We start from the raw sequence: 24,193 nt of genomic DNA on the forward strand, positions 1-24,193 counted from the left end.
GGGACAGTGTTCAATCAAGGGAAACGGTTGATCCTCACCACAGACCAGCTTGACAACCATCAGGGCAACATTGCCAGTCAGGGCGAGGACCTGCATCTCACTGCGCGTCAGGCAGATAACACTCAGGGCACAGTGCAACTGGCGGGTAACGGGAAATTGTCACTCAACAGTCAACGCTGGCTGGGTGATAAGGGCAAACTGCTCACCAACGGCGCCCTGACGATACAAGCCGGTGAACTGCAACTGAACCACGCCGAAACGCAGGCCGGGCAGATTACTATCAATGCGGACACCCTGAGCCATCAAGGCGGTGTGATGCAACAACGCGGCAAAGATACGCTGTCTCTGACGGTGAACACCCTAAATAACCAGAACGGCACCCTTGCCGGTAACGGTAACCTGAACCTTAAGGCAACGACCGTGGATAATCGTCACGGCAACCTTGTGGCTGCCGACAAAGGCTCGCTGACACTGACGGTCAAAGACACGCTGGACAATCAGGCGGGCCGGCTGGAAGCGGGTAACGCGCTCCGGCTCAGCGCGGCCCAACTGGATAATCGCCGGGGGAGCATCGTGGCGGCCGGGGACAGCGCCACCCTGACCATTGGCAAAGCCATTCAAAACGCTAACGGCCATCTTGAAGCCAAAACCCGACTGACCACGACCAGCCAGACCCTGGATAACACGCAGGGAGTGTTGCTGGCGCAGCATATCAACAGCCAGACCACCGGCCAGCCCTTCATCAATACGGCGGGACAGGTGATAGCCGAGGACACTCTGACCTTAAACAGTGGTGAACTGGATAACACGGCGGGGCTGTTCCAATCCGGCCGCGAGATGGCCGTTGATACCCACGGGCATGGGCTCATTAATACCCGCCATACCGACCAAAAAGCAGGCCGGTTGTTAAGCGGCGGGCAGTTAACCCTGCGCACCGGCGACATCGATAACACCGGCGGCATGATAGCCGCGGACGGCAAAACGACGCTGACCAGCAGCGTACTCAATAATACTCAGGGCCAGATAGCCGGAAATGGCGGACTGGACATTCACAGTCAGCAACTCACCAACCGCAACGGGACCTTACAATCCGCAGACGCCCTGAATCTGGACACCGACGGGCAATTACTGGATAACCAGCAGGGCCAGATTCTCGGCGAGGGCAAAACCACCGTCACCAGCGGCCCGCTGGACAATCGCCACGGTCATCTGCAAGGCGGCCAGTTGGTTATCGACACCCGACAGGCGCAGACGGATAACCGGGACGGCAAATTGTTGTCGGCCGGTACGTTCAACCTGAAAACCCAGCGGCTCGACAATCGTCACGGGCAGGTGCGAGCCGTGGGCGATACCGCTCTTAATGTTGAAACCCAAACCGATAACACCGGCGGCCTTATCCGTGGCGGTGCGCAACTGACCCTGAATACCGCTCACCTGATTAACCGCGACACGGCGCAGACGGATAAAGGACTGGAAGCGCACAACCTGACGGTCAACGCCCAACAGGTGGACAACAGTCAGGGCGCTTTACGGGCGGCTAACCGCCTGCAAGCGAATATCAGCCAGACCTTGAATAATACTCAGGGGCTGGTCTCCGCAGGCAAACAGCTCACTATCAACCGCGAGGCTCAGCAACCGCATCTGAGGATTAACAACCAACAAGGCACCCTGATTGCCGGGGAACACACCACGATTAACGCTCACGGCCTGAGTGGGGACGGCCAACTGTTATCGCAGGGCGATATGGCGATCACTTTAACCGGGGATTTTCACCATACCGGCAACATGGCGGCCAATGGCAATCTGACCCTGAAAACCACCGGCAATCTCCGCAATGACCGCCAGATAAAAGCCGGTCGGGCGCTGCATCTTGGGGCGCAAAATCTTACCAACAGCGCCGCCGGTGAAATCAGCGCCGGGCAAACACAAATCAAGGTCCACGATACGCTGAACAATACCGGACTGATTGACGGCGGTTTGACCCATCTCACGGCCAACACCCTGAACAATACCGGCACCGGGCGCATTTACGGCGACCAACTTGCCCTCCAGACGGGGACCTTGAATAACAGCGCACAGGACGGCAAAGCCGCCGTGATTGCCGCGCGTGACCGGCTGGATATCGGCACCGGGATACTCAACAACCAGCATCATGCCCAGATTTACAGCGTGGGCGATATGCACATTGGCGGCCAGTTAGACAACAGCCTGACAGCCACCGGTCAGGCGCGTGAACTCAATAACCACGCGGCGACAATTGAGGCCGGGAACAATTTGAAGATTCAGGCTGACCAGATTCAAAACACCAACGCCGGTCTGGTGACTCAGGTCGTCGAAACGGAAAAATCGCCACATCACGATGCGGTATTGAGCGGCCAGACCACCCGCTATGACTGGTCGCAGGTGGACACCTCCCGCCACAACAAATACGGCGTGCACGATGCCATCATGCCGGACGGCAGCCGCAGTAATGACTTTTACGAATATCAGTACACCCGCGCCGTGAAGGAAACGCAGGTCAAACAGAGTGATCCCGGTAAAATTCTGGCCGGCGGCAATATCACGCTCAACAGTGCGAAAGTCACTAATCACGACAGCCAAATTGTCGCCGGCGGCGAGCTAAACGGCGAAATCGGTGAACTGCACAATATAGCCACTCAGGGCGAACGTATCACCACCGATAAAGGTCGCCAGACTCACTGGTATGCGAAAAAGAAACGACTTAAGCCCAGAGCACGGGGTACCAAAACTTCTCAGGGGAAAAGTCGCAGTAGTTATAACCCCGCGCCGGTGGTAGAAACGATTGACCTGAAAACGCTGGCCTGGCAGGACCATACTCGGCCACAGAACACCGATATCACGATTACGGACCGACAGACCGGCCAGATACACGATGCCCCCACGGCGGTCAAACCGGTGAGCGGGATAAACGACCAGCCTCTGGTCTTGCCACCTGGTCAACCGTTTGAACTGAGTTTGCCCCCGGAAACGGTGAAAGGGCAAACAATCGACCCGGTGATACGCGTAGTGACCCCCAATACCCGCCTGCCGGATAACAGTCTGTATACCGTGCAACCGGGCAGTGACAGCCACTATCTGGTCGAAACCGACCCGAAATTTACCCAGTATAAACAGTGGCTGGGCTCGGATTACATGCGGCAACAGTTAACGCACGACCCGGCGCTGGTTCACAAACGTCTGGGGGATGGGTTCTACGAACAGCGTTTGGTGCGGGACCAGATTACCCAACTGACCGGCCGGCGCTATCTGCCCGGCTACAACAACGACGAAGCGCAGTTTAAAGCGCTGATGGATGCCGGAATTGCCTTTGGCCAACAGCAACAGTTAACGCCGGGCGTCGCCTTGAGTCCGGCGCAGATGGCGCTGCTGACTTCGGATATTATCTGGCTGACGAACCAAACCGTGACTTTGCCGGATGGAACTACTGAGGTGGTCACCGTGCCGCAGGTGTATGCGCGTGTCCGTCAGGGCGACCTGAGCCGTGATGGCGCCTTGCTGGCCGGTAATGCCGTGGCCCTTAACAGTCAGGGCGATATTACCAACAGCGGCACGATTAGCGGACGTGACGTCACCCAACTGACCGCCAACAACCTGACCAACAGCGGCTTTATTCGCGGCGGCAAAGTGGATGTGACGGCCCAACAAACGCTCACCAACCGGGGCGGGCAGATTCAGGGGGATGACCGGGTAGCTTTGACAGGTCGCGATATCACCAGTGCGTCTACGTTGCGCGGGGATGAGGCTAACCGCTGGCTGGACCGTCCGGCGGGGATTTATGTGCAGAACGATAAAGGCACCTTATCGCTGAGCGCCATCAACAATGTGCAATTAACCGCCAGTGAGGTGAAGAACGCCGGTAAAGACGGTCGCACCGAGATAACCGCAGGCCATAACCTGACGCTGGATACCCTAAGCACGCGCCGTACAGAGCAGGGCGACTGGGGGAAAGATAACTATCGCCATCTGACCCAACAACAAGATATCGGCAGCCAGATAACCGGTGCGGGTGAGGTGGCCCTGCAAGCCGGGCAGGATTTGACCGCCACCGCCGCTCACGTCAATGCCGGTCAACACCTGACGGCGCAGGCCGGAAATAACCTGACATTGACAACCGGTACCGCCTCATCCGACTTAGTGGAGCACAGTAAACAGACCAGCAAAGGCTGGCTGTCGAAGTCGTCGGTGGAAACCCACGATGAAGTGCATGACCGGCAGGCGCTCAGTACCACATTCAGCGGCGATAAGGTCAATCTACAGGCCGGAAAAGACCTGCATATCAGCGGCAGCAATGTTGCGGGCACGCAGGATGTCAGCCTGAACGCCGGTCAGCAGCTTACCGTCACCGCCGCCGCCGAATCTCACGGTGAAACCCATTTACGGCAGGAGAAAAAATCGGGCCTGATGGGGACCGGCGGGATTGGATTTACTCTGGGCAAAGCCAGTCAGAAAGTCACCACCGACAGTGACAGCCAGCTTAGCAAAGGCAGCACGGTCGGCAGCAGTCAGGGCAACGTGACGCTCAACGCGGGAGAACAACTCCGGGTTCACGGCAGTGAAGTGATTGCCGGTAAAGACCTGACGCTGACCGGCCGACAGGTCACGGTCACCAGTGCGGAAAACCGCAATCACACCACAACAAAAACCGAACAAAAACAGAGCGGCCTGACGGTAGCGCTGAGCGGAGCCGCCGGAGGCGCCATCAACACGGCCGTGCAAACGGCTCATGAAGCGCAACAGACTGCCGACCCGCGCCTGAAAGCGTTGCAAAATACCAAAGCCGCGCTGAGCGGGGTACAGGCGACTCAAGCCGCCCGACTGGCGGAAGTTCAGGGCAGTGACAGCAGCAATAACAACCTGGCCGGGGTGAGCCTGTCCTACGGTCGCCAGTCTGCTCGTTCAGAACAGCAGTCCCGTCAGACCACCCAACAGGGCAGCCACCTCACTGCCGGGGATAACCTCACGATAACGGCGCACGGTGGCGATAAAGGGACCTCAGGCCCGAACGGCGATATCCGCATTCAGGGCAGCCAGTTACAGGCGGGTAAAGACCTGCAACTCAATGCGAATCGGGACATCACGCTCTCGTCCAGCCAGAACACCGAACAGACCACCGGCAAAAACAGCAGCCACGGCAGCTCGCTGGGCGTGGGCCTGACTGCCGGACCGGGAGGCACCGGTCTGAACGTCTCGGCCAATGTCAGCCGGGGTAACGGTCGTGAAAACGGCAACGGCGTCAGCCACCATAACACCACGTTAGACGCAGGACAGACCATTACCCTCAACAGTGGCCGGGATACGACGTTAAAAGGGGCACAAGTCAGCGGCGAACAGATTACGACGACGGTGAAGCGTAACCTGGCATTAAGTAGCGAGCAGGACAGTAACCGCTATGACAGCCAGCAACACAACGCCAGCGCGGGCGTCAGTACCACCGTAGGGCCCCTCACCAACGGTACAGCGAGCCTCAATGTCAGCCGCAACAAACTGCACAGCAATTACGATTCAGTGCAGGAGCAAACCGGGCTGTTTGCTGGTAAAGGCGGTTATCAGGTTAACGTCGGCGACCACACCCAACTGGATGGTGCGGTGATAGCAAGTCAAGCTGACAAAGCCAAAAACACCCTCAACACCGGGACATTAGGCTTCAAAGACATTCAAAATAAAGCGGATTTTACTGTCGAACAGCAGAGTGCGGGCGTCAGCCTTGGTCAGCCAACCACCGGTCAGGTGCTGAATAATCTGGCGGTTAATGCGCTGACGGGGACCCATAATCAGGGCCATGACAGCAGTACCACGCATGCCGCCGTCAGTGACGGCACCCTGATTATTCGGGATAAGGACCACCAGACACAGGATATCGCGAACTTAAGCCGTGATACCGATAATGCGGCCAATGTCCTGAGTCCGATATTTGATAAGGAGAAAGAGCAACAACGGTTAAAACAGGCGCAACTGATTGGCGAACTCAGCGCCCAGATGACCGAGATAGCCGGGACGGAAGGGAAAATTATCGCCACAAAAGCGGCGAAAGCGAAACTGGACCATATCAGTGAACAGGATAAAGCCGATGCCAGAGAAAAGTTGATCAACGCAGGCAATAAACATCCGACTTCGGCGGATATCAGTAAACAAATTTATGACACGGCTTACACTCAGGCACTGAATGACTCCGGCCTGGGAACCGGCGGTAAATACCAGAAAGCTTTGCAGGCGGCTACGGCAGCGATTCAGGGCCTGGCGGGGAACAATCTCGGTCAGGCGCTGGCCGGCGGCGCGTCGCCGTATCTGGCCGGGGTGATTAAAGATCTAACGACTGACCCACAAACCCATCAGGTGGATATCGCCACCAATACGCTGGCCCATGCGATTTTAGGCGCGGTGGCGGCGGAGGTGAGCGGTAATAATGCTCTGGCGGGAGCAGCCGGGGCCGCTTCCGGTGAACTGGCCGCACAGGTACTGATTAAGCAGCTTTACGGCGACAAGGCCAAAGTCAGTGAGTTAACGGAGGAGCAGAAACAGACTGTCAGCACCCTTTCCACCCTGGCAGCCGGGCTGGCCGGCGGCATTGCCGGTGACTCTACCGGGAGCGCCATTACCGGGGCCCAGGCTGGGAAGAATGCGGTGGACAATAATGCCCTTAGCATGGGAAATCTGTTTGGTTCCGAAGGTGCTAAACATTTTGAAGGCGCGGGTTCACTGGCTCAAAAAATGGTTCAATCCGGGGCAACACCCGAAGAAATAAACGCAGCCTTAACTCACTACTTGAAAGGACAAGTCCCCGATGGTCAGGACCCGGCAAAAGGTCTAATTATTGCGTGGGGTAACTTTTTTGGTGTTCCGTTGGATGTCGTGTTATCAAATGAGCAGATGACGCCACAGAAAGCGGCGGAAATTGTTGCCGGTGGGATACCCAGCAGTGAAGCGAAACTGATACAGTTTGCAGCAGCAAAGGTGTATCTGTCTTTGAGTAAATATCAGTCGACAGAAGTGGTTAATCGAAACGGAGATTTGCTAGCTGAACATGTCAAAGGGAATGTTATAGCAAGTCAAAAAGCAAACAAGTCTTCTAATTTTGGTAAATTTAGTAAAGCGGAAGGGACAGTTCAGGAATCGCTTGGAATTTGGCCGCCAAATCGAGGAGCTTATGGCCCTGTTGAGAAAGTGACGCTGCCAAACGGGGCAATTATTGATAGGTATGGTTCAACAAAAGGAACATTTACATCTCCAGTGGGGATACCATTTGAGAATAGGGCATTACCATCTTATTCTGTAAATGCACCTTATAATGTGTATAAAGTTCTAAAACCTATAGATGATGTTTCAAAAAGTAAGATATTGCCATGGTTTGGTCAAAAGGGGCAAGGAACTCAATATGAACTACCTAAGCCTGTTCAATGGTATTTAGATAATCATTACTTGGGAGAGAAGAAATGACAAGGCAAGAATTAGTATCCATCCTTGAACATAAAAATGTACCTAACGGTATTTATAGTTTAGATGGGTTGAAAGAAGGAGAGTGCCTATGTATTAACCCTCATGATGGAGTCTGGGATGTTATATACAACAGCAGAGGGAAAATTACATATAAGGAAGTTTTTACCAATGAAGAGTCAGCTTACGATAGATTTTATCAAATAATGAGAGATGACTATGGCTGGTGATTTTTTAGAACTGTTGTGGAGAATAATGCGCTGGCCTCGCGAAACCTGGGGGATTGCAGTACGCTGTCACCGGCAGCGTGCGGCAAGGCCAAAGAACTGAGTCAGCGGATTCTGGATAAAGGTCTGCCGTCAGTGGAGGACATGCGCGATAAACTGGCCTCATGTCAGGATGATAGCTGCCGTAAAGGAGTCTGGACAGAGTACCGGCAGGCCAGTGATGCGACCATCAACACCCTGAAGCAGATGGCGTTGAATGGCGAGTTGAGCCGTGAAGAACTGGCCTTTATTAACCATGAGCTGGGTAAAGAACTGGCGGTATCGGGCTATCGTGCCAATGACAAGATAGGCCGTTCAGAGCAGAGCAGCTGGCTAAATGGTGGCGGTGGGCCACTCTCCGGGTTCTTCAACACGGAATTGAGGCAGAAAGAGCTGGAAAATGCCGGATTATCTAAAGCGGATGCGGCACAGTACGTTAAGGAAGAGCAACGGAATCTGATGTTGCTGGAAACCGCGGTCGGAGCTATTGGAGGAGCAGCTAGTAATAGGGGGCAGCCTAATAGTAAAACCAGCGTTGGAAAAGGAACGATAATTGATGCTAACAATGTTAAAGAAAACATTACTGCTAGCCAAAAAGGAAATCGCTCAAGTAATTTTGGACAGCATCTGGAAAAAGAGAAGCTGATAAATCCAGCAACAAACAAGATAGTCACTGAGCATGTTATTGTTTCTTCTGGAAAGGTGCCGAAGACATCAACACCTAATTCTATTTATGAAGTATCCAGGGCGGATGGAACGAGGAGTATCACTTATTATGATAGTAAAGGACGTACATTTTCCCGAGAGGATTATGGACAGCAAAGAACTCATGGTGAGTTGGGTTATGATGAAAAAGGTAAGGTTCCACCTCATGAACATAAAATTACTTATAATGACCGAGGGTTTGTTGATAAGCGCTATTACAGAAAAATAGATAAAGATGGTAAAGCGATTGGTTCTTGGGTACCAGAAAAATAATTATTAGGAATATAGATATGTCAAATGATGTTTGTGGTTATCTAGAACCGATACTCGATTCGGATACAAATATTGCCTTAGATGATTTTATAAGTAATAGCAAGTTAGGAATACAAATTATACCTAGAAATGAACTGTATAATTATCCAGATAATTTTATTCCAAATAGTGATTGTTTTATATTTTTGATTGGTGATGTACCTGGTTATCCTAACGCTACTTATCTGACAGATTATTATCAATATGATCCTGAAACAGTGGATATAGGTTTTCCAGCTAATCCCAAGGAAAGATTGGATATCCTTATAACTACCTTGCTTGATATGATCAAAATCACGAAAGCAACGAAAATGGTTGTTTCAATTACAGAATGTGAACAAATTGAAACAATCAAAAAAATTCATGTTTCTGAAATGCGTGATGTGATACATGCAGATTTTGAGAAATATCAGTCACCACCTGATACGCTTTATGAAATCACCTGTAATTAGTTAAATCATACAAGTGACTAGATCCCAGCCTAATGAACTGCACCCCAAAAGTTGGGATCTTCCTTATTTAACCACTTAACCGTTATTTTGGTTCTGTTACTCCCCAAACCCCAAGCTATTGATCGTCAGCAGTCCTGTAACTATGACAAATATCTTGAAATATATCCAACGGATACATTTCTTTGAAACACTCAGTGCATATTACCTCATATTCAACAAGCGGATAAACAATCCGTTGTATTTTACTGTATCTGATTACTGACATTCAGGAATTGTATCATAACAGATTTCATATTTTTTCTCACAATCAATATTCTTCTCTTCGATAGAAAATCCTGCATATTCAGCAATTTCTTTAATTTGTTTTGCATTTAATATCACATTCATAAATCACCTTCTTATTAACTGTCGTTATCTCATAATCAGATACATCATATACCCAAAGACAAAAATAACCACCCTAAATCATTTTTCATAATAGTGCTCCACTCATTTTTTTGTATTCCGGGTTTTTGCTGCGATGAAAACGATCGTAAAAAGACATCGACGTGATTGAGTCATTGCCATAACCGTTCTATTTTATTCAACCAGGGAGAATAAACCGGTAAAAATAAAAGTGTGAACCTGCCATGTTGTGCCAGCCAGTTTATGACTTTTATGAATCTAAGATTAACGTGATAGTTTCCGCATGGGGATAACGGGCATTGAGTTCATCTAACATTTTGATAAACAAATCAGAATTCTTTTTTTCTCATTTTACGTAAGTGACTTCTTTGGTTTGTGCATGGAGGCAGCCCGCCAGATAATATTTTTCGTTTTTTCCCGGTGTGACTATCCGTTTTTGCTGGCCTTTGAAACACCAATCTGCACCGATTTTGGAGGTTAAATCAATGTCGACTTCATCTTCATAAAAAACCGGATGTCTTTCTGATATATTCGCTTCCGTGATTTTTGCCATTTTTTCATCATATTCCGGGTCCGGTTGTTTCACTGTGGGGGCGGCTCTGCGCCAGATGCGTATTTTCGTCCTCAGAGATCACCCAATAACCCCCTGTGTCAGCATAGTTGTCGCCCCAATTTTTAAGGAGAACTACTATGCCTGTACATGCAGTACCGATTGATGTTAAAGAACAAGGGATTATTTACCTATTTAGTTTGTAATAAAGTCAATGAGAGGTGCATTAACTGCCTGAGGTTTTAACAAAAAAATTCTGTTCGCACCCCAAGCATGATGGTAGAAGAAGCTCTTTAAGTTAGTAAGAATTTTTCAGGTATATAACGATTAAAATTATTGATTCGACAATATTCTTCTAATTGAAGACTGGAGTTAATACTTATTTTGTGATATATTTTTGTTATATGAATTTCAATTTCACTAAAATCAATATTTAATATTGTTCCAATCTGATGTTTTGTGTATTTCTGCAAGAAAAGAAAAATAATATCCCATTCACGTTCAGTAAAAAAATCTGTCGGTGGTTGGAGTAAAATGGATGAGGGAAATTTATTATGATATTGATACAGACAGGTTAATGAATAGTCTTTCGCCTTCCAACAATGATATATAACGCCTATACAATTTCCGTCCTCATGATAAAAAGGCATCTTTTCACAGAAATAAGATGATAGAATTTTGTCTTTACCAAATACATGCGTTTCAAGTGAACATATTCTTTGCTCTTTTTGCATAACTTTTTGATCATGATCAATATATTCCTTTGCAAATTCAGCGCCATTCCAAGGAAGCTCATGATCATAAAGTCCACTGTAATCAAATGATTCTGAGAAATTTTTGATAGAACTTAACGCTTTATTACCATAAATAAAACATGAAGAACTATCTTTCACTCCCCAAGGCTCATTACTTAATTCCATTGTGTTGATAATCTGAGATGATAATACGGCGAAGTTCTTCATATTTTAAAAATTCCTTTATAATTTAAGAGTTAAGGAAGAATTTTGCTTACTGGATGCACAAATCTTTCTGGTACATAGAGATCATAATCATTCGTGCGGCAATATTCTTCTAATTGGTAACTAGAGTTAATGCCAATCCTTCTGTATATGCGTAATATATGGGTTTCAACAGTACGGTAGGAAATATTTAACATCCTACCAATTTGTTTACTAGTATATTTTTGTAACATGAGGAAAATAACGTCCCATTCCCGTTGAGTAAATAAATCCGTCGGTGGCTGGAATAATATCGATGCTGGTAGTTTTCCATGAAACAGACGGGTCAATGAGAAATTCCCAGCTTTATAGCAATGAAGCAAGGTGCCTATACATTTGTATTCATTATTGTATAGCGGATATTTTTCACAAAAATAAGATGATAAAAATTTATCGTTCCCGAACATATGTGTTTCAAGCGAACATACTCTTTCTTCGTTCTTCATCACACTTTGATCGTGAATAACGTATTCTTTTGCAAACTCAGCTCCATCCCAGTGGAGTTCATCGTCATACCGCCCTTCGTAATCAAATGAGCTGTCAAAATTTTGAAAAGCTTTACACGCTTGATTACCAAAAATCCAGCACGAATTTTTATCCTTTATTCCCCAAGGTTCATTACTTTGCTGCATAGTATTAATAACTTGAGGGGAAATACTTAATTTGCTAGCGTAGTTCATAATGAAATCCTATTGTAAAGTTAAGTTAGTAATTTCGGTTTATAACTCTTTACTGCCAATAGTGATAAAACGTTCTGGAATATAAAGATGATAGTTATTTTTCTTACAGAAATCAGATAATTCTGTATGTAGTGGTAAATTAAATTTCTGGTAAATTGACTGAATATGATCAACAACATCTTCTGTGCTCACCATTAATTCTTTACCGATACTCTCTTCATCTTGTAAGCGTAGGGTCAAAAAAAGCACTTCCCACTCGGTTTGCGTCAATATATTATTAGGCGGTATAAATTCCAGGGTTGATGGTGATGTTCTCTCATAATAGTAAGAAACAGAAAAATCTTGAGCCTTATACATATGAAAGAAGATCCCAATGCAATCATTATTCTCATCAAAAAGGGGAAATTTATCGCAAATATAGGTCTGTTTAACGTTATTTTCTCCAAACTGATGTGTTTCCAGTGAAGTAACGCGTTGCATAGTTTGGATGGCTTTTTGATCCTGACGGTGGAGTTCTTCGGCATATTCAGCAATAGGTGAGGGTAATTCACCCATAGAAAGCCCTATAATATCGAAATCTTCAGGAAGGTTGATAAGTTGATAAAAAGCAGCGTTAGCATAAATAAATTTTGACTGGCAATCTTTAGCACCCCACGGTTCATTGCTTCTTTTCCACATATTAATCAATTGTGGAGTGATATTTGGCATCTTTCTTTTATTTGTCATAAAAACATCCTTAATTTGTCATAGAACTTTTAAATAACTATACAATAGAACATAATAATTTACTCGTCAAAAACCACAGTTATGTTATTTGACATGAAATGCATTTTATGTTCTTAGTAATATTTTATTTAATTGACAGTATGTTATTGTGATAATTTCATTGTGAAATAATTATTTCAATTATCAATTGTTATTAACCTAAATACCGATTGATTAATGGATTTTTATTTTTGATATACTAATTCAGAAAAACATTAAAAAAAGTCTGGAAAAATAACATCGCCAAAAAATTTTTCGTATATTTCAATATAAATTTTTATTTTATGGAATTTAAGCATCATGTTTGAATAGGAATAATTACTTAATTATTCCTTTAACTTCTCACTAAATCAATAATCGAATACACTGATAACGCCGGTCAGACTTTCGAATTGAATATTCTATCCTCTCAACTCACTCATCATATTGGCTAAATATTTAACACGTGGCCCAATCGAGCAAGTTTCCAGATAATATAATTCAGAATAAAAAGACTGCCAGCGTATAGCGTGTAAATAATGTAGAAAAAGTAATTTTAAAGCAGTTCATTAGACTGTATAATTTAAACATATCCTGATAACTCCTACGTATCAGGTCTTTCACAAGCATACCTTAGTGAGGTGCCACATGTCTGATTATTATACTGAAGCTTCCTTTATTGTTCCCTGTTCTGGGGAGCAAGCATCCGTTGCAATTGAAGCACTCACTCATATTTATAGTGAATGTACTGAATTCGCAAGGACAGTCATTTCAGAGCATAAGGATGAAGTATTTGACCCAAAAGAGAGCATTATTCGCCACTGTTTTCAAAATCATCCTGACCGGAATGACGACAGTTTTTCTCTAGAATGGGATTTTATATTAGATAAACATCCATATGGTCTATGGATTCATGCCGGCGAGAGTATTAATACTGAACACGCAGCAATCTTTACTCAGGCTGTCCTCATCGCATTCGATCTTCCTCATTTGGTAGAAATTCAAGCTGCCCATACATGCAGTAAACAACGTACAGATGCCTTTGGTGGACACACCTGTATCGTTTCAAAAGATCATATCCGCTGGAATGATTTATGCGATTTTCTGGAAGCAGAACGCAAAGCTCATAAAGAGAGCGAGAAATATTTCGTTTGCAATATTACAGAGGTAAAATGCGAGTACGAATACGGTCATTATTTTCTGATGAAGTGCTCTAGAAATGATGACCCAGAAAAGCGTTTCAATGAAATCTTGGTGAACTACTCAGGTGAAGACAATAAAAAAGGCAAAAGCTTCTCTGAGATTACACCTCTTGAATTCAAAGTTATGCAGGCTCATTTGAATGTTTTTTAATCTAAAAACTAAGGGCGGGTTAGCTTTCCCTTAATTACGGTATTTCCTATTGCCAAATTCAACTTGGTGAGGTAACACGACGAAAAGACATTGCTTCAGTTTCCAGTTTCTTTGATCGGTAGTAAAAAGGTGCCCCAAGGCTCCTACACCTTGGGGCTGCCAGAGCCGCCTTAGTGAGGATTTTCATCCAACGTCTCTAACGGCTCATAGTTTATCAATACAGAAAGGAAGAGTCATTAAAGAAAGCAATATATCGTGATTGTCGCGTTCATACGGGGCTAAATCAGCGTCAATGGGGTCGTCTATTTGCATTAGGAAATCTCAAAAATACCAATCAAGTGATAAGTCATAAGGAAAATCCAGAACAGCTAGGAAAGGGAACAACAAGCAAAAGCGTTAATATGCCGGAGGCTTTGGCATCCCAGCTTCTTTCATTTCTGCATGACCAAGGATTTGATATTACCAACATTGAGTTCGACCAGAATGGAAAGATATTAAATATCCCTAGAAGTTGCCAATAACTTGCAATACCGTCTATTGGACTGCAAAGTACTAAGTATAATATCCTGATGGACTCTACCTAGTTGGCAGGGCGGGATTCCACTTTGTATTTAATTTAATCAAAGATAAGTTGACTACGGAATTCCTCTGACCAAATGGCTCTTCGACGTTTAGCCGCCTGACTGTCTTTTATACTAGTATTCTGTTTAATCACACTTAATGCAATTCGGTTAAAAAGCGCCATTTGTGCAGCCCCATCAGGCTCTTTGAGTGAGATAGCATCTTCTCGAAAAGTGACATCTAATACCCAATGCAGCTCGTTTTCTACCGACCAGTGCCTTCTTATTGCCTTAGCCACGATTTCCGCCTCCAACGGTAGCGAGCTGACATACCAGCGTGAATCACGATGGGGAGGCTGGCCTTTTACGCTTCGTTCACTGACGACTTCAATAACACTTTGTATTGAAGGCCATTGCCGCCGAAGGACCTCCGGCAATACGGCACGAATTTGCATGACATGCCGAAATTCTGTCCGTCCATGACCGCTATTTTTCTGCGTAAATTCAACAAGTTCATCACTCTCATAATGCGAAGCAAAATACGATTTGACCTATTCATAGAGGGTCTTTTGATTGCCTTTGAGACCCACAATAAAATCACCGCCGCGCTGAGTAATTAACGCAAGGGTTTCTTTCTGGCAATGCAAGGCATCCAACAGGCGTCTGTCTTTATAACATAGAAGGTTGTGAGCCTAAGTATAAATTTATAACAACACAGACAACAATTATCGGCGTATCTGCTTTATCATACACTTCGCCAAGGTGCTTTTGTATCCATTCAGAAAAACTGACACCTTCTATTCAAGCCTGAAAAACATATCGGTTCTTGCGATAAGTTGTAAAGTGTATCTGGATTTACCCTGCTACCAACATCTCATCTTTCATTAGGTTTTGACTATTGGTATTGCGAGGTACAGACATTCGTTTTTGCTTTTCCATTCCAAGCTCTATTTCCAGAAAATTTATTCATTCCAGACACTATACGTGATGAGAAATAATACTGTCTATTGATTCTTAGGAGCCCCAAGCGGAGCCTGACTGGATTAATTTTTGGGGATATCCGGATTTAGCTGTTGATCTGGCTTTAATGTTGATTTTAACTCTTTTTTTTGAGCTAATTTCACAATGGTATGGTGGCGAAAATGAATTAGGCAACAGGTCACAAGCAAGGTTGAACCGATGAAAGAGCGCAAAAAATCAGAAGTAAAAATAAGACGATTGATGACACCATTGAACGCAGTAAATACTATTAGGTGGAACTACTTTAAATTCATTCAAAATTGCAAAATTCATCGTACAAAATCGACTACGTTCTATTGTTCCGCGTGTAGTGGAATAATGCAGCCCGCAGGGGGAAATATGGAATTCATTATCTTCATGTCCACATTGTGAATACCTACTCACCAAAATTACTAACAGTAAGAACGCAACCACAAAATATTTATGTTATTAATGAAGAGATATTTTCAACGGAATGAATTTAATGTAACGCACATGACGTTCAGGTTTACTCCGAAATTGTTGCACCTCTTGGCAATTTGTAAACTGTGGGAAATGGGTTGTTTCACAGAAAAATCACCAATAGTTGCAGTTGTGAAAAAACGATTATTTTACAATACATTGGAGGTAAACCTAATGAAGAACCCTATGTATCTTCTCGACCGTAACGTCGTGAATCTCATTAAGAATGTTGTTGCCGGCAAGGAACTGACGGATAAAAGGAAGCTGCGCTATGTACAATTCTTCAGAAGAATCGATACCCCTATGAGCTACATAAGCCCATTACTGTCTATTATTGAGGGCGAATGCGGGCGAGAAGATAGCGCAGAAGAGAAAGCCGCTTGCCAAGAGAAGGAGTCCGAAGCGCTCAGACAATTCTTTAGCGTCGCAAATATTGACTCAGATCAGCTTGACGCCTCAAGAGATGATTGTGCAGCTTGCTTTACCACTTATCGGGAAGGGCAATGGGGTGCAAGAGAGGTGTTTTTTCGGCAGGCGGTGCAGTTCATAGCCACAAAGGTTAGTAAAAATAAGCGATCGGCCATCGAGCAAAACTTGATTTGTGCTGCAAGGTCCGCAGGTCTGTCCGCCAATGACAGTCTGTTGATTCTGTGTCTGGCTTGCTTGCACGGAAATGATGACGCAAGAAAAGTAATTAACCCGCACTGTCCGAACGCCTACAATGTGTTGAACGACCTTCATGTCATATCACGCATCGGCCTAATTAAAGCCATCGCAAAGCAATCTGGTATTCCGATGATCACTCGATTTATCACGATGGACCAGGGATTGGAGAGAGTACTGTCAAATGTCAGGATCGTGGAAACAGATCTGCACGATGTCCATAGTGTTCAAATAAAACTTCAGTACCTGCCGAAGTTGTTTCCCGAACTAGACCATGCGAGGTATTGCGCGCTGATGACCAAGCTCATGAGCTGAGTTTCGTGCCGTCATCATGACTAAGGCCACCCATTGCAGCATGCAGAATTTGCGGCGATTCATTTCTCCCATAAAGAGGGCGTCAGTTTGTCACGGCTCAGCACCTGCCTGTACTAAGGGGAACCCTTTCCCTCCATGACTACCTCGGATAACTACAAAATTCGGAAAAAATGATAGAATCGAAATTAGATTTAATTGACACATGACTTGTCATTTTCAGAAGACCACTGCACATTTTGTCAGAACTCGGCTGCACTCAATTGTTGGAGTTGTGAGGAAAATAGCTGAACCAATTTTGGGAGGGATGAGTAGATCTGCCTGGTCACCCAAGCATAAAAATCCGTGGGGCAATCGTTTAGCATCAGAATTAATGAGCTAGCCGGAGTAGGGGTTCCGTGGTCATTTCTGCAATAACACCCTCTAAGCAATTTTTACCCTGACGGAAATCACCTGTTTTCCGTCAGATCCTGCCGCTGGAGAAAATTGAGGGTATAAACCCCTTATTTTTTACGTGACAAACACTGTCGGAATGATTAGATTTTTATATAAAGAAGGAGAATAACAATGGCAAAAATTAGATTTGAAAATTCATTGGATAAAATGATTTTTGAAATACGTGGTTATGAATCATTTTCGGAAATGGAAACAGCATTGCTTGAACATTGCGATGATACAATGGGGGCAAACCATCCTGATATAGTGGTGGAATATCCGGTATGTTATAAGCATTTTATTAACGATAAAATCTCTTATGAACATATAGGTTATGTACAGTTAGGAATAGACCAAGATGATGGTTCTTGCTATACGATTAAACATCTGACATTAGACCGTAAAACACTTAAAAACTATTGGCATCCCTTCTATTTCTATAAGGAGAGCATAAAAATCTGTGGGGCAATTATGTGAGAGCAAGAAGCGGTAGTCTTGCAAATCACGTTCTGATGAAGTGCTGACCGGATAACCAATAGCTCTACTCGCTCAGATTCCCTGATAAGTATGACTTTATATCCAACTAAATAAAGTGCCCCACACTTTTTTATGCTCTCACTTACTGACCATTCTTGGCGTGGGACCGTTGATTGCCGCCGCTTTTGTCAGTGAGGTCAACGTAGAACAATTCTCACATGGCCGTCAGCTTTCTGCCTGATGCGGTCTGGTTCCGCGCCAATACAGTTTCGGAGGGAAAAACCGTCTGGCTGGCATAACTAAACAGGGCAACCGTCACCTGCGAACGTTAATTATTCATGGTGCCCGTGCGGTGATGCGCTATTCTCAAAGACGTGATGATACCTTGGGTGAGTGGTTAAGAAAGTTAATTGCCCGATGTGGGGTCATGAAGGCGACGGTTGCGTTGGCCAATAAACTGGTTCGTATTATCTGGCGCATTTTGAAAGATGATGTGGATTTTATGATGAAGAAAGCGGTGAATTAACCGGTTAAAAAAGACGTTTTATTGAGTTTGCAAACACTGATGAGAAAACGGCTTATCGTCCCTGTAATAGCCTGGACTAGACCAAGGTACTGAGATACCTACGTAGTGATAAGGAAACGGGGCTCGGATGACATCATGGCGCGGGTGATTTAACCCACAATAACGCCGGATATATGGTCGCAAACCGTTTCAATTCAATGCTTGTACAACCGGGGACGTCCATATATGGTCTGGTTTACCTTCTACGACGGGACTTTCTCCCGCAAGAAACAGGGCAGCTTTGCCCAGCGCACTGTCCATTTCATTACCAGCCCTTCAGCAAGCACGTCGAGGCCGATAAATTGAACATCATTTTGGAAGGCTGAGTGTCCATTAACAGGTTCTGGGTGACTAGGTAGGTCCACTCACCTAGGATCCGTATAAAACATGAAAGTTACCTCGTGTTTTGTATCAAGGATCAGACACCCATATCAAAACCAGTAACTCTCAGCCTTTCAAGGTTCAATGTCAGACTAATACATATTAATGTATTGATCAGTGCTTTATTTATATAAATCTTTTGAAAAGAAGTCTTCGTATTCTCGCCCTGACAATCACCTACTTTTTTAGTTGGATGGTTTTGGTCTATGCAGTAATCGACGCATTAAACGCGTCGACTCAAGTTAACGACCAATTAATGTAGCCGTGACGCACCATTATTTGAATAACCCCTGCACAAATCGACCCGCGAGATAGCCCATGCCCCCTATAGCTGCTCCACCTATAGCTCCAGGAATGGCACCAACACCGCCTACAGCAGCACCTGCTAGGCCACCGCCCACTCCTCCAGTAGTCATTGCCTCAGCTAAATTGCTATAACTATAACTAAAATCAGCGCCACCAGACACTTCGAGCAACTCCGCATTATTTAATTCTTTCATAGTAACCTCTTTTTTGATTTATTACTCACGCAGGGCGAGAGTACGAAGACTTCTTTTCAAAAGATTTATATAAATAAAATGCAAATAAATACATTAACAAGGCCAAACTGAGTGATTTTCATCTGCGAATAGGTTTCGTTGCATGCAATTTAAGATCATCCCCCCTGATTACTCACGCTGTTTCCTAATTTTCATAAAAATTAAAGCCATAACACCAGAAAAAATAAACGACAACCACATCGTTTTATTAAAGTCAAACTCTTCGCAAAACAAGTATACGAAAAACCATATCGACAAATAAAAAATCAAAAAAAACAGAACCCAAGAAATAATCGTTCTCATACACCCCTAAATACTCATTATAATCACACACGAAAATGAATATTTTTTAAAAAATGAATAAATTTTTCACAGGCATATTTACCCCCCCAAAAAAAAATAACGAAATCACTATAACTATATAATAATCACAGTTATTATTATATTAAAAATATAAAACAACGGTTTATTTATAAACATTGAAAAGAATAAATTAACTACATTTTAAGTTGCTGTTTTATTTAATTTATCCATTCTTTATATCTAACATTATTTTATTATGATTGTCAACCACTAAGATTATAAACCATAATATACGAAGATGAGCTGGCAGCAATATAAACAATAGGGGTTATCTTTTATTTTTCCCCTTAATTATTCAAAGAGAATAATTTACGAAGTTACTTTTACGTTGTATACAAATACAATCGGGAGAAAGGATAATTGATTAACTTTCATATGCCTGTCAAGTGGTAAAAAAAATACTAAAAAATAAAGATAATATAATACTAAAATCAACGAACAATAATATAATGTAGATAATTTCAAATCATCATTTTAACAAGGCGAGAGCATGAAAGGCTTCTTTTTGAACTACTTATATAAAGCACTGATTAATACTTTAATAAAACAAAGTTGAGCGATTTTGATCCATATATAGATTGTATTGCACACAACTTAAGATCAAAAAACACCCATCATCTTACCCTAATCACTTTAATCTGGAGGGAATAATTGTTTCGTCAACAAGCAATCGAAAGCAGAAAAACAAAATGGCATGGAAAAGCAATTTTGATTCCAGGGTTATCTCCTCGTTTAATCAGTATGATAAGCCTTTTTTTTCTCATCGCATTTATAGCATTTATTGTCTTTGGTTCGTATATACGAAGGGTTAATGTAACTGGAGAGATTATCACCTCACCCAGAGCGGTTAATGTCTACTCTAATGTACAGGGATTTGTCGTTAAACAGTTTGTTACAGAAGGGACGACAGTCAAGAAAAATCAGCCAATTTATCAGATTGATGTTAGCAAAAGCACGCTAAGTGGTATTGTTAGCGATAACCAGAAAAAAAGTATTGAAAACCAGTTAGCACGTATTGATAAAATCATTATAAGGATTAAAGAAAACAAGAAAACAACATTAGAAGCCTTAGAAAAACAAAGACAACAATACATTGGAGCACTTGAACGCTCTTCTCAAATTATTAAATATGCTGAGGAAGGAATAAAAATAGCGAAGGAAAATATGGAAAATTATCGAAGCTATCAGGTTCGTGGACTGATCAATAAAGATCAACTAACAAATCAGGTGTCACTTTATTACCAGCAACAAAATGGCTTACTAAGCTTAAGTGGTCAGAATGAACAAAATTTATTGCAGATAGCCATATTAGAAAGCGAAATTAAAACTCAATCCACCGAATTTGATAATCGCATTTATCAAATGGAGCTTCAACGGTATGATCTGCAAAAAGAGTTGTTGAATACTGATGTCAGTGGAGAAATTATTATTCGGGCTTTATCTGATGGGAAAATAGATTCTTTAAGTGTTACAGTCGGACAGATGGTGAATGCTGGAGATAGCCTGTTGCAGATTATTCCAGAAGAAATAACTGCTCATTATTTGGTTATTTGGGTGCCAAACGATGCTATTCCTTATCTTTCCACTGGTGATAACGTTAATGTTCGTTATGAAGCGTTTCCACCTGAAAAATTTGGTCAATTTGCAGCCTCTATTGAGCTAATATCTAAAACTCCTGCTTCCCATCAGGAGATGTTGACTTATCAGGGAGCACCGAAAAATACGCAAGGACTTTCTGTACCTTATTACAAAGTTGTTATAAAACCTGAAAAACAGAAAATTTATTATAATGGTAAATCCGTGCCACTGAGAAACGGTATGAAAGCACAAGTTACCTTGTTTCTCGAAAAAAGAAAAATTTACCAATGGATGGTATCCCCTTTTTATGACATGAAACACAGTATACAGGGACCAGAAGGTGAATAAAATGACGTTGAAACCCCTTTTGAAAAAGCTGGATATCAGTTTATTCCATAGAGTACCAATTATTCACCAAACAGAATCATCGGAGTGCGGAATAGCCTGTTTGGCTATGGTAGCGGGGTATTATGGTAAAAATATCGATCTGATAACACTACGACAACAGTTTAACCTTTCTTCGCGCGGCACTACACTAGCAGGTATAACAGAAATAGCCACACAATTAGATATGACGAGTCGTGCATTAGCATTGGATTTAGATGAACTTAGTGCTCTAAAAACACCTTGTATTCTTCATTGGAACTTTAACCATTTTGTTGTATTAGTTAATGTAAGAAAGGATCGTTTTATACTTCATGATCCAGCTCAGGGGCGGAGAGTTGTCGGACTAACTGAAATGTCCCAGTCATTTACCGGTATTGCACTTGAGGTTTACCCAAACAGTAAGTTTTCCGCAGAAACAACAAAAAATCGGCTTAAACTAAAAACTCTCCTTCAGAGTGTTCAAGGTATTAAAGGCACTTTGACAAAAATTTTTTTCTTGTCCGTGATTGTCGAGTTTATAAATCTTGTCCTACCTATAGGAACACAATTAGTCATGGATCACGCTATTCCAGCAGCTGACAAAGGACTGCTAATGACTATCTGCATAGGCCTTATACTCTTTATCCTGTTAAGTACTGTAGTGAGTATGATCAGTGCCTGGTCATCATTAGTAATGGCAACATTAATCAATGTGCAATGGCAATCAAGTCTGTTCAAGCACTTGCTAAAATTACCTCTCAGTTACTTTGAAAGGCGAAAATTCGGGGACATTCAATCAAGGTTTGTTTCATTGGATGCACTCCAAAATACGTTCACGACCAGTATTGTCGGTGTCATCATGGACAGTATTATGGTTATGGGCTTGTTTACTATGCTGTTACTATACGGTGGTTATTTAACTTGGGTCGTGTTGGGGTTTACCGCACTCTATGTCTTCATTCGATTGTTTACTTATGATTACTATCGCCAGTTATCAGAGGAATCACTGATCCGTGACGCACGAGCAAGCTCCTACTTCATGGAAACATTATACGGAATACCAACCGTAAAAATACAGGAAATGAGTGAACGCCGCCAAAGCCACTGGCTTAACCTGAAAATTGATGCCATTAATACAGAGATAAAAGTCACCAAAATGAATCTTTTTTTTGGTGGAGCCAATAAGTTTATTGCCACCGTTGATCAAATAGCCATACTCTGGTTAGGGGTCAGCTTGGTAATTGACAATCACATGACCACCGGAATGTTTGTGGCATTCGGTTTGTTCAGAGGACAGTTTTCTGATCGGGTCTCTTCATTGACTAGTTTTTTGCTTCAGCTACGTATGATAAGCCTGCACAACGAGCGAGTTGCAGATATCGCACTTAATGAGCAGGAATCCAGAAAACCTGATAATAATTATGGAACTATTACACCTTCTATATCATTGGAGACGCAAAACCTTAATTTCCGTTATGATGATCAATCTAAAGCAATTTTCAGTAACCTAAATATAGTTATTGCACCAGGCGAAAGCGTAGCAATCATCGGCTCTTCAGGAGCAGGAAAAACCACTTTAATGAAAGTGTTGTGCGGTCTTTTCGAACCTAGCTCAGGTAAAGTCATTGTTGACGGAAATGATATCCAACAATTAGGCATTAATAACTATCGTAAAATCATTGGTTGTGTGATGCAAGATGACAAGCTGTTTTCAGGTTCAATACGTGAAAATATTTGCGGTTTTTCGGAGAATATTGACGAAACATGGATGATGGAATGTGCTCGAGCCAGTTATATTCACGATACAATTATGACTTTACCAATGGGCTACGAAACACTAATAGGCGAATTAGGTGGAGGGCTATCTGGTGGGCAAAAACAACGTATTTTTATCGCACGAGCACTTTATAGAAAACCTGGCATATTATTTATGGATGAAGCTACTAGTGCATTAGATAAAGAAAGTGAACATTACGTAAATCAGGCGATAAAAGAATTAAATATAACCCGTGTGATTATTGCACACAGGGAAACAACTATTGCATCAGTAGATAGAGTGATTTCGTTATAAAAAATCACAAAAGTGCTGAACGGTTCAATCGTCTCCATATGAGAACTTTCATGCGATCCCGATAGCAGTCTATTTTAGGGGTCGCTTCAGAAAACGGAATCTATGGTCACTCCCATTTTTGCAACACTGATCTTGGTGATAAGTTAGCTTGCTTGAATCTATCCGGCGTCTGAATGAGCTTAATTGCTCGCGCCCCGATGAGTTCCGCGCCTGATGAACCTCAAGAAAATATACGGCGGCTGATATAATCTAGCGCCCTCGAAATTTCCAACTTTCATTTGCATGGTAATCCTACAGTCTGCTGGAGTATCCGCTCCCGTAGCATCGACATTGGTCGAGTCGCTGGCACAAGGGTTAACAGGATGTTCGCGATAAAGGGTATTTATCGCAAGCCTTGTGAGATGAACTGGAAGCAGAAGGAATAACGTTAATCACTCATGTCCGTAGTAACATGAAGGAAAAAGCATTATCTTTCTGGGATAACCTGATGTTAAGAAAGCGATTT

Annotated in this window: 13 protein-coding genes and 6 pseudogenes; 12 read left to right on the forward strand and 7 right to left on the reverse strand. The window is 43.6% G+C overall.

Annotated features, from left to right (window positions below; all coding sequences use genetic code 11):
• The 5 genes and pseudogenes from OO184_RS21805 to OO184_RS21825 all read left to right on the forward strand — a co-directional run.
• A pseudogene (locus OO184_RS21805) lies at positions 1 to 6,666 on the forward strand (hemagglutinin repeat-containing protein); the annotation flags it as partial.
• 531 nt (positions 6,667 to 7,197) lie between these two features.
• Positions 7,198 to 7,455 (forward strand): annotated as a pseudogene (locus OO184_RS25380) (TNT domain-containing protein); the annotation flags it as partial.
• A complete protein-coding gene (locus tag OO184_RS21815; RefSeq protein ID WP_051477035.1) occupies positions 7,452 to 7,682 on the forward strand; it encodes a hypothetical protein in 231 nt (76 codons plus the stop codon). The pseudogene OO184_RS25380 and the gene OO184_RS21815, both read left to right, overlap by 4 nt.
• 15 nt (positions 7,683 to 7,697) lie before the next feature.
• A complete protein-coding gene (locus tag OO184_RS21820) occupies positions 7,698 to 8,696 on the forward strand; it encodes a hypothetical protein (protein WP_265380972.1) in 999 nt (332 codons plus the stop codon).
• Positions 8,697 to 8,713: 17 nt separating this feature from the next.
• Positions 8,714 to 9,187, forward strand: coding sequence for a hypothetical protein (locus OO184_RS21825; protein WP_265380973.1), 474 nt, complete (start codon positions 8,714 to 8,716; stop codon positions 9,185 to 9,187).
• A gap of 255 nt (positions 9,188 to 9,442) precedes the next feature.
• Here OO184_RS21825 and OO184_RS21830 read toward each other — a convergent pair whose 3' ends face one another.
• The 5 genes and pseudogenes from OO184_RS21830 to OO184_RS21850 form a co-directional block, all read right to left on the reverse strand.
• Complete coding sequence (locus tag OO184_RS21830; RefSeq protein ID WP_265380974.1) at positions 9,443 to 9,574, reverse strand: hypothetical protein; 132 nt, start codon at positions 9,572 to 9,574, stop codon at positions 9,443 to 9,445.
• A 44-nt stretch (positions 9,575 to 9,618) separates the two neighbouring features.
• Positions 9,619 to 10,202: pseudogene (locus OO184_RS21835) on the reverse strand (IS630 family transposase); the annotation flags it as partial.
• Between the two features lie 233 nt (positions 10,203 to 10,435).
• Positions 10,436 to 11,104, reverse strand: coding sequence for a PAS domain-containing protein (locus tag OO184_RS21840; protein ID WP_265380975.1), 669 nt, complete (start codon positions 11,102 to 11,104; stop codon positions 10,436 to 10,438).
• Between the two features lie 29 nt (positions 11,105 to 11,133).
• On the reverse strand, positions 11,134 to 11,820 hold the full coding sequence (locus OO184_RS21845) for a helix-turn-helix transcriptional regulator (RefSeq protein WP_265380976.1): 687 nt from the start codon (positions 11,818 to 11,820) through the stop codon (positions 11,134 to 11,136).
• Between the two features lie 39 nt (positions 11,821 to 11,859).
• Positions 11,860 to 12,546, reverse strand: coding sequence for a PAS domain-containing protein (locus OO184_RS21850; protein ID WP_265380977.1), 687 nt, complete (start codon positions 12,544 to 12,546; stop codon positions 11,860 to 11,862).
• Positions 12,547 to 13,212: 666 nt separating this feature from the next.
• On the opposite strand from OO184_RS21850, the gene OO184_RS21855 reads away from it, so the two are divergent.
• Positions 13,213 to 13,917: a hypothetical protein gene (locus OO184_RS21855; protein WP_265380978.1), complete on the forward strand. Its 705-nt coding sequence runs from the start codon at positions 13,213 to 13,215 to the stop codon at positions 13,915 to 13,917.
• A gap of 616 nt (positions 13,918 to 14,533) precedes the next feature.
• Here OO184_RS21855 and OO184_RS21860 read toward each other — a convergent pair.
• Positions 14,534 to 15,133: pseudogene (locus OO184_RS21860) on the reverse strand (ISAs1 family transposase); the annotation flags it as partial.
• A 979-nt stretch (positions 15,134 to 16,112) separates the two neighbouring features.
• Between OO184_RS21860 and OO184_RS21865 the strand changes: the two are divergent.
• The 3 genes and pseudogenes from OO184_RS21865 (at position 16,113) to OO184_RS21875 (ending at position 18,351) form a co-directional block, all read left to right on the forward strand.
• On the forward strand, positions 16,113 to 16,916 hold the full coding sequence (locus tag OO184_RS21865) for a hypothetical protein (protein ID WP_265380979.1): 804 nt from the start codon (positions 16,113 to 16,115) through the stop codon (positions 16,914 to 16,916).
• A 564-nt stretch (positions 16,917 to 17,480) separates the two neighbouring features.
• Positions 17,481 to 17,825, forward strand: a complete 345-nt coding sequence (locus OO184_RS21870) for a hypothetical protein (protein WP_265380980.1) — start codon at positions 17,481 to 17,483, stop codon at positions 17,823 to 17,825.
• 115 nt (positions 17,826 to 17,940) lie between these two features.
• Positions 17,941 to 18,351: pseudogene (locus tag OO184_RS21875) on the forward strand (transposase).
• 695 nt (positions 18,352 to 19,046) lie between these two features.
• Here OO184_RS21875 and OO184_RS21880 read toward each other — a convergent pair.
• Positions 19,047 to 19,271, reverse strand: a complete 225-nt coding sequence (locus tag OO184_RS21880; RefSeq protein ID WP_265380981.1) for a Blp family class II bacteriocin — start codon at positions 19,269 to 19,271, stop codon at positions 19,047 to 19,049.
• A gap of 1,053 nt (positions 19,272 to 20,324) precedes the next feature.
• Between OO184_RS21880 and OO184_RS21885 the strand changes: the two genes are divergently transcribed.
• The 3 genes and pseudogenes from OO184_RS21885 to OO184_RS21895 all read left to right on the forward strand — a co-directional run.
• On the forward strand, positions 20,325 to 21,599 hold the full coding sequence (locus OO184_RS21885) for an HlyD family secretion protein (RefSeq protein ID WP_265380982.1): 1,275 nt from the start codon (positions 20,325 to 20,327) through the stop codon (positions 21,597 to 21,599).
• A 1-nt stretch (position 21,600) separates the two neighbouring features.
• Positions 21,601 to 23,688, forward strand: coding sequence for a peptidase domain-containing ABC transporter (locus OO184_RS21890; RefSeq protein WP_265380983.1), 2,088 nt, complete (start codon positions 21,601 to 21,603; stop codon positions 23,686 to 23,688).
• 370 nt (positions 23,689 to 24,058) lie between these two features.
• Positions 24,059 to 24,193 (forward strand): annotated as a pseudogene (locus OO184_RS21895) (transposase); the annotation flags it as partial.

Origin of the sequence: Photorhabdus aballayi (genome assembly GCF_026153155.1) — a bacterium.
GTDB lineage: Bacteria > Pseudomonadota > Gammaproteobacteria > Enterobacterales > Enterobacteriaceae > Photorhabdus > Photorhabdus luminescens.

What these genes read in the sequence shown, in the direction of transcription:
- OO184_RS21880 (WP_265380981.1), bottom strand. Translation starts at nt 19,271, where the DNA reads ATGAAAGAATTAAATAATGCGGAGTTGCTCGAAGTGTCTGGTGGCGCT.
- OO184_RS21845 (WP_265380976.1), bottom strand. Translation starts at nt 11,820, where the DNA reads ATGAACTACGCTAGCAAATTAAGTATTTCCCCTCAAGTTATTAATACT.
- OO184_RS21815 (WP_051477035.1), top strand. Translation starts at nt 7,452, where the DNA reads ATGACAAGGCAAGAATTAGTATCCATCCTTGAACATAAAAATGTACCT.
- OO184_RS21870 (WP_265380980.1), top strand. Translation starts at nt 17,481, where the DNA reads ATGGCAAAAATTAGATTTGAAAATTCATTGGATAAAATGATTTTTGAA.
- OO184_RS21830 (WP_265380974.1), bottom strand. Translation starts at nt 9,574, where the DNA reads ATGAATGTGATATTAAATGCAAAACAAATTAAAGAAATTGCTGAATAT.
- OO184_RS21825 (WP_265380973.1), top strand. Translation starts at nt 8,714, where the DNA reads ATGTCAAATGATGTTTGTGGTTATCTAGAACCGATACTCGATTCGGAT.
- OO184_RS21865 (WP_265380979.1), top strand. Translation starts at nt 16,113, where the DNA reads ATGAAGAACCCTATGTATCTTCTCGACCGTAACGTCGTGAATCTCATT.
- OO184_RS21840 (WP_265380975.1), bottom strand. Translation starts at nt 11,104, where the DNA reads ATGAAGAACTTCGCCGTATTATCATCTCAGATTATCAACACAATGGAA.
- OO184_RS21890 (WP_265380983.1), top strand. Translation starts at nt 21,601, where the DNA reads ATGACGTTGAAACCCCTTTTGAAAAAGCTGGATATCAGTTTATTCCAT.
- OO184_RS21850 (WP_265380977.1), bottom strand. Translation starts at nt 12,546, where the DNA reads ATGACAAATAAAAGAAAGATGCCAAATATCACTCCACAATTGATTAAT.
- OO184_RS21855 (WP_265380978.1), top strand. Translation starts at nt 13,213, where the DNA reads ATGTCTGATTATTATACTGAAGCTTCCTTTATTGTTCCCTGTTCTGGG.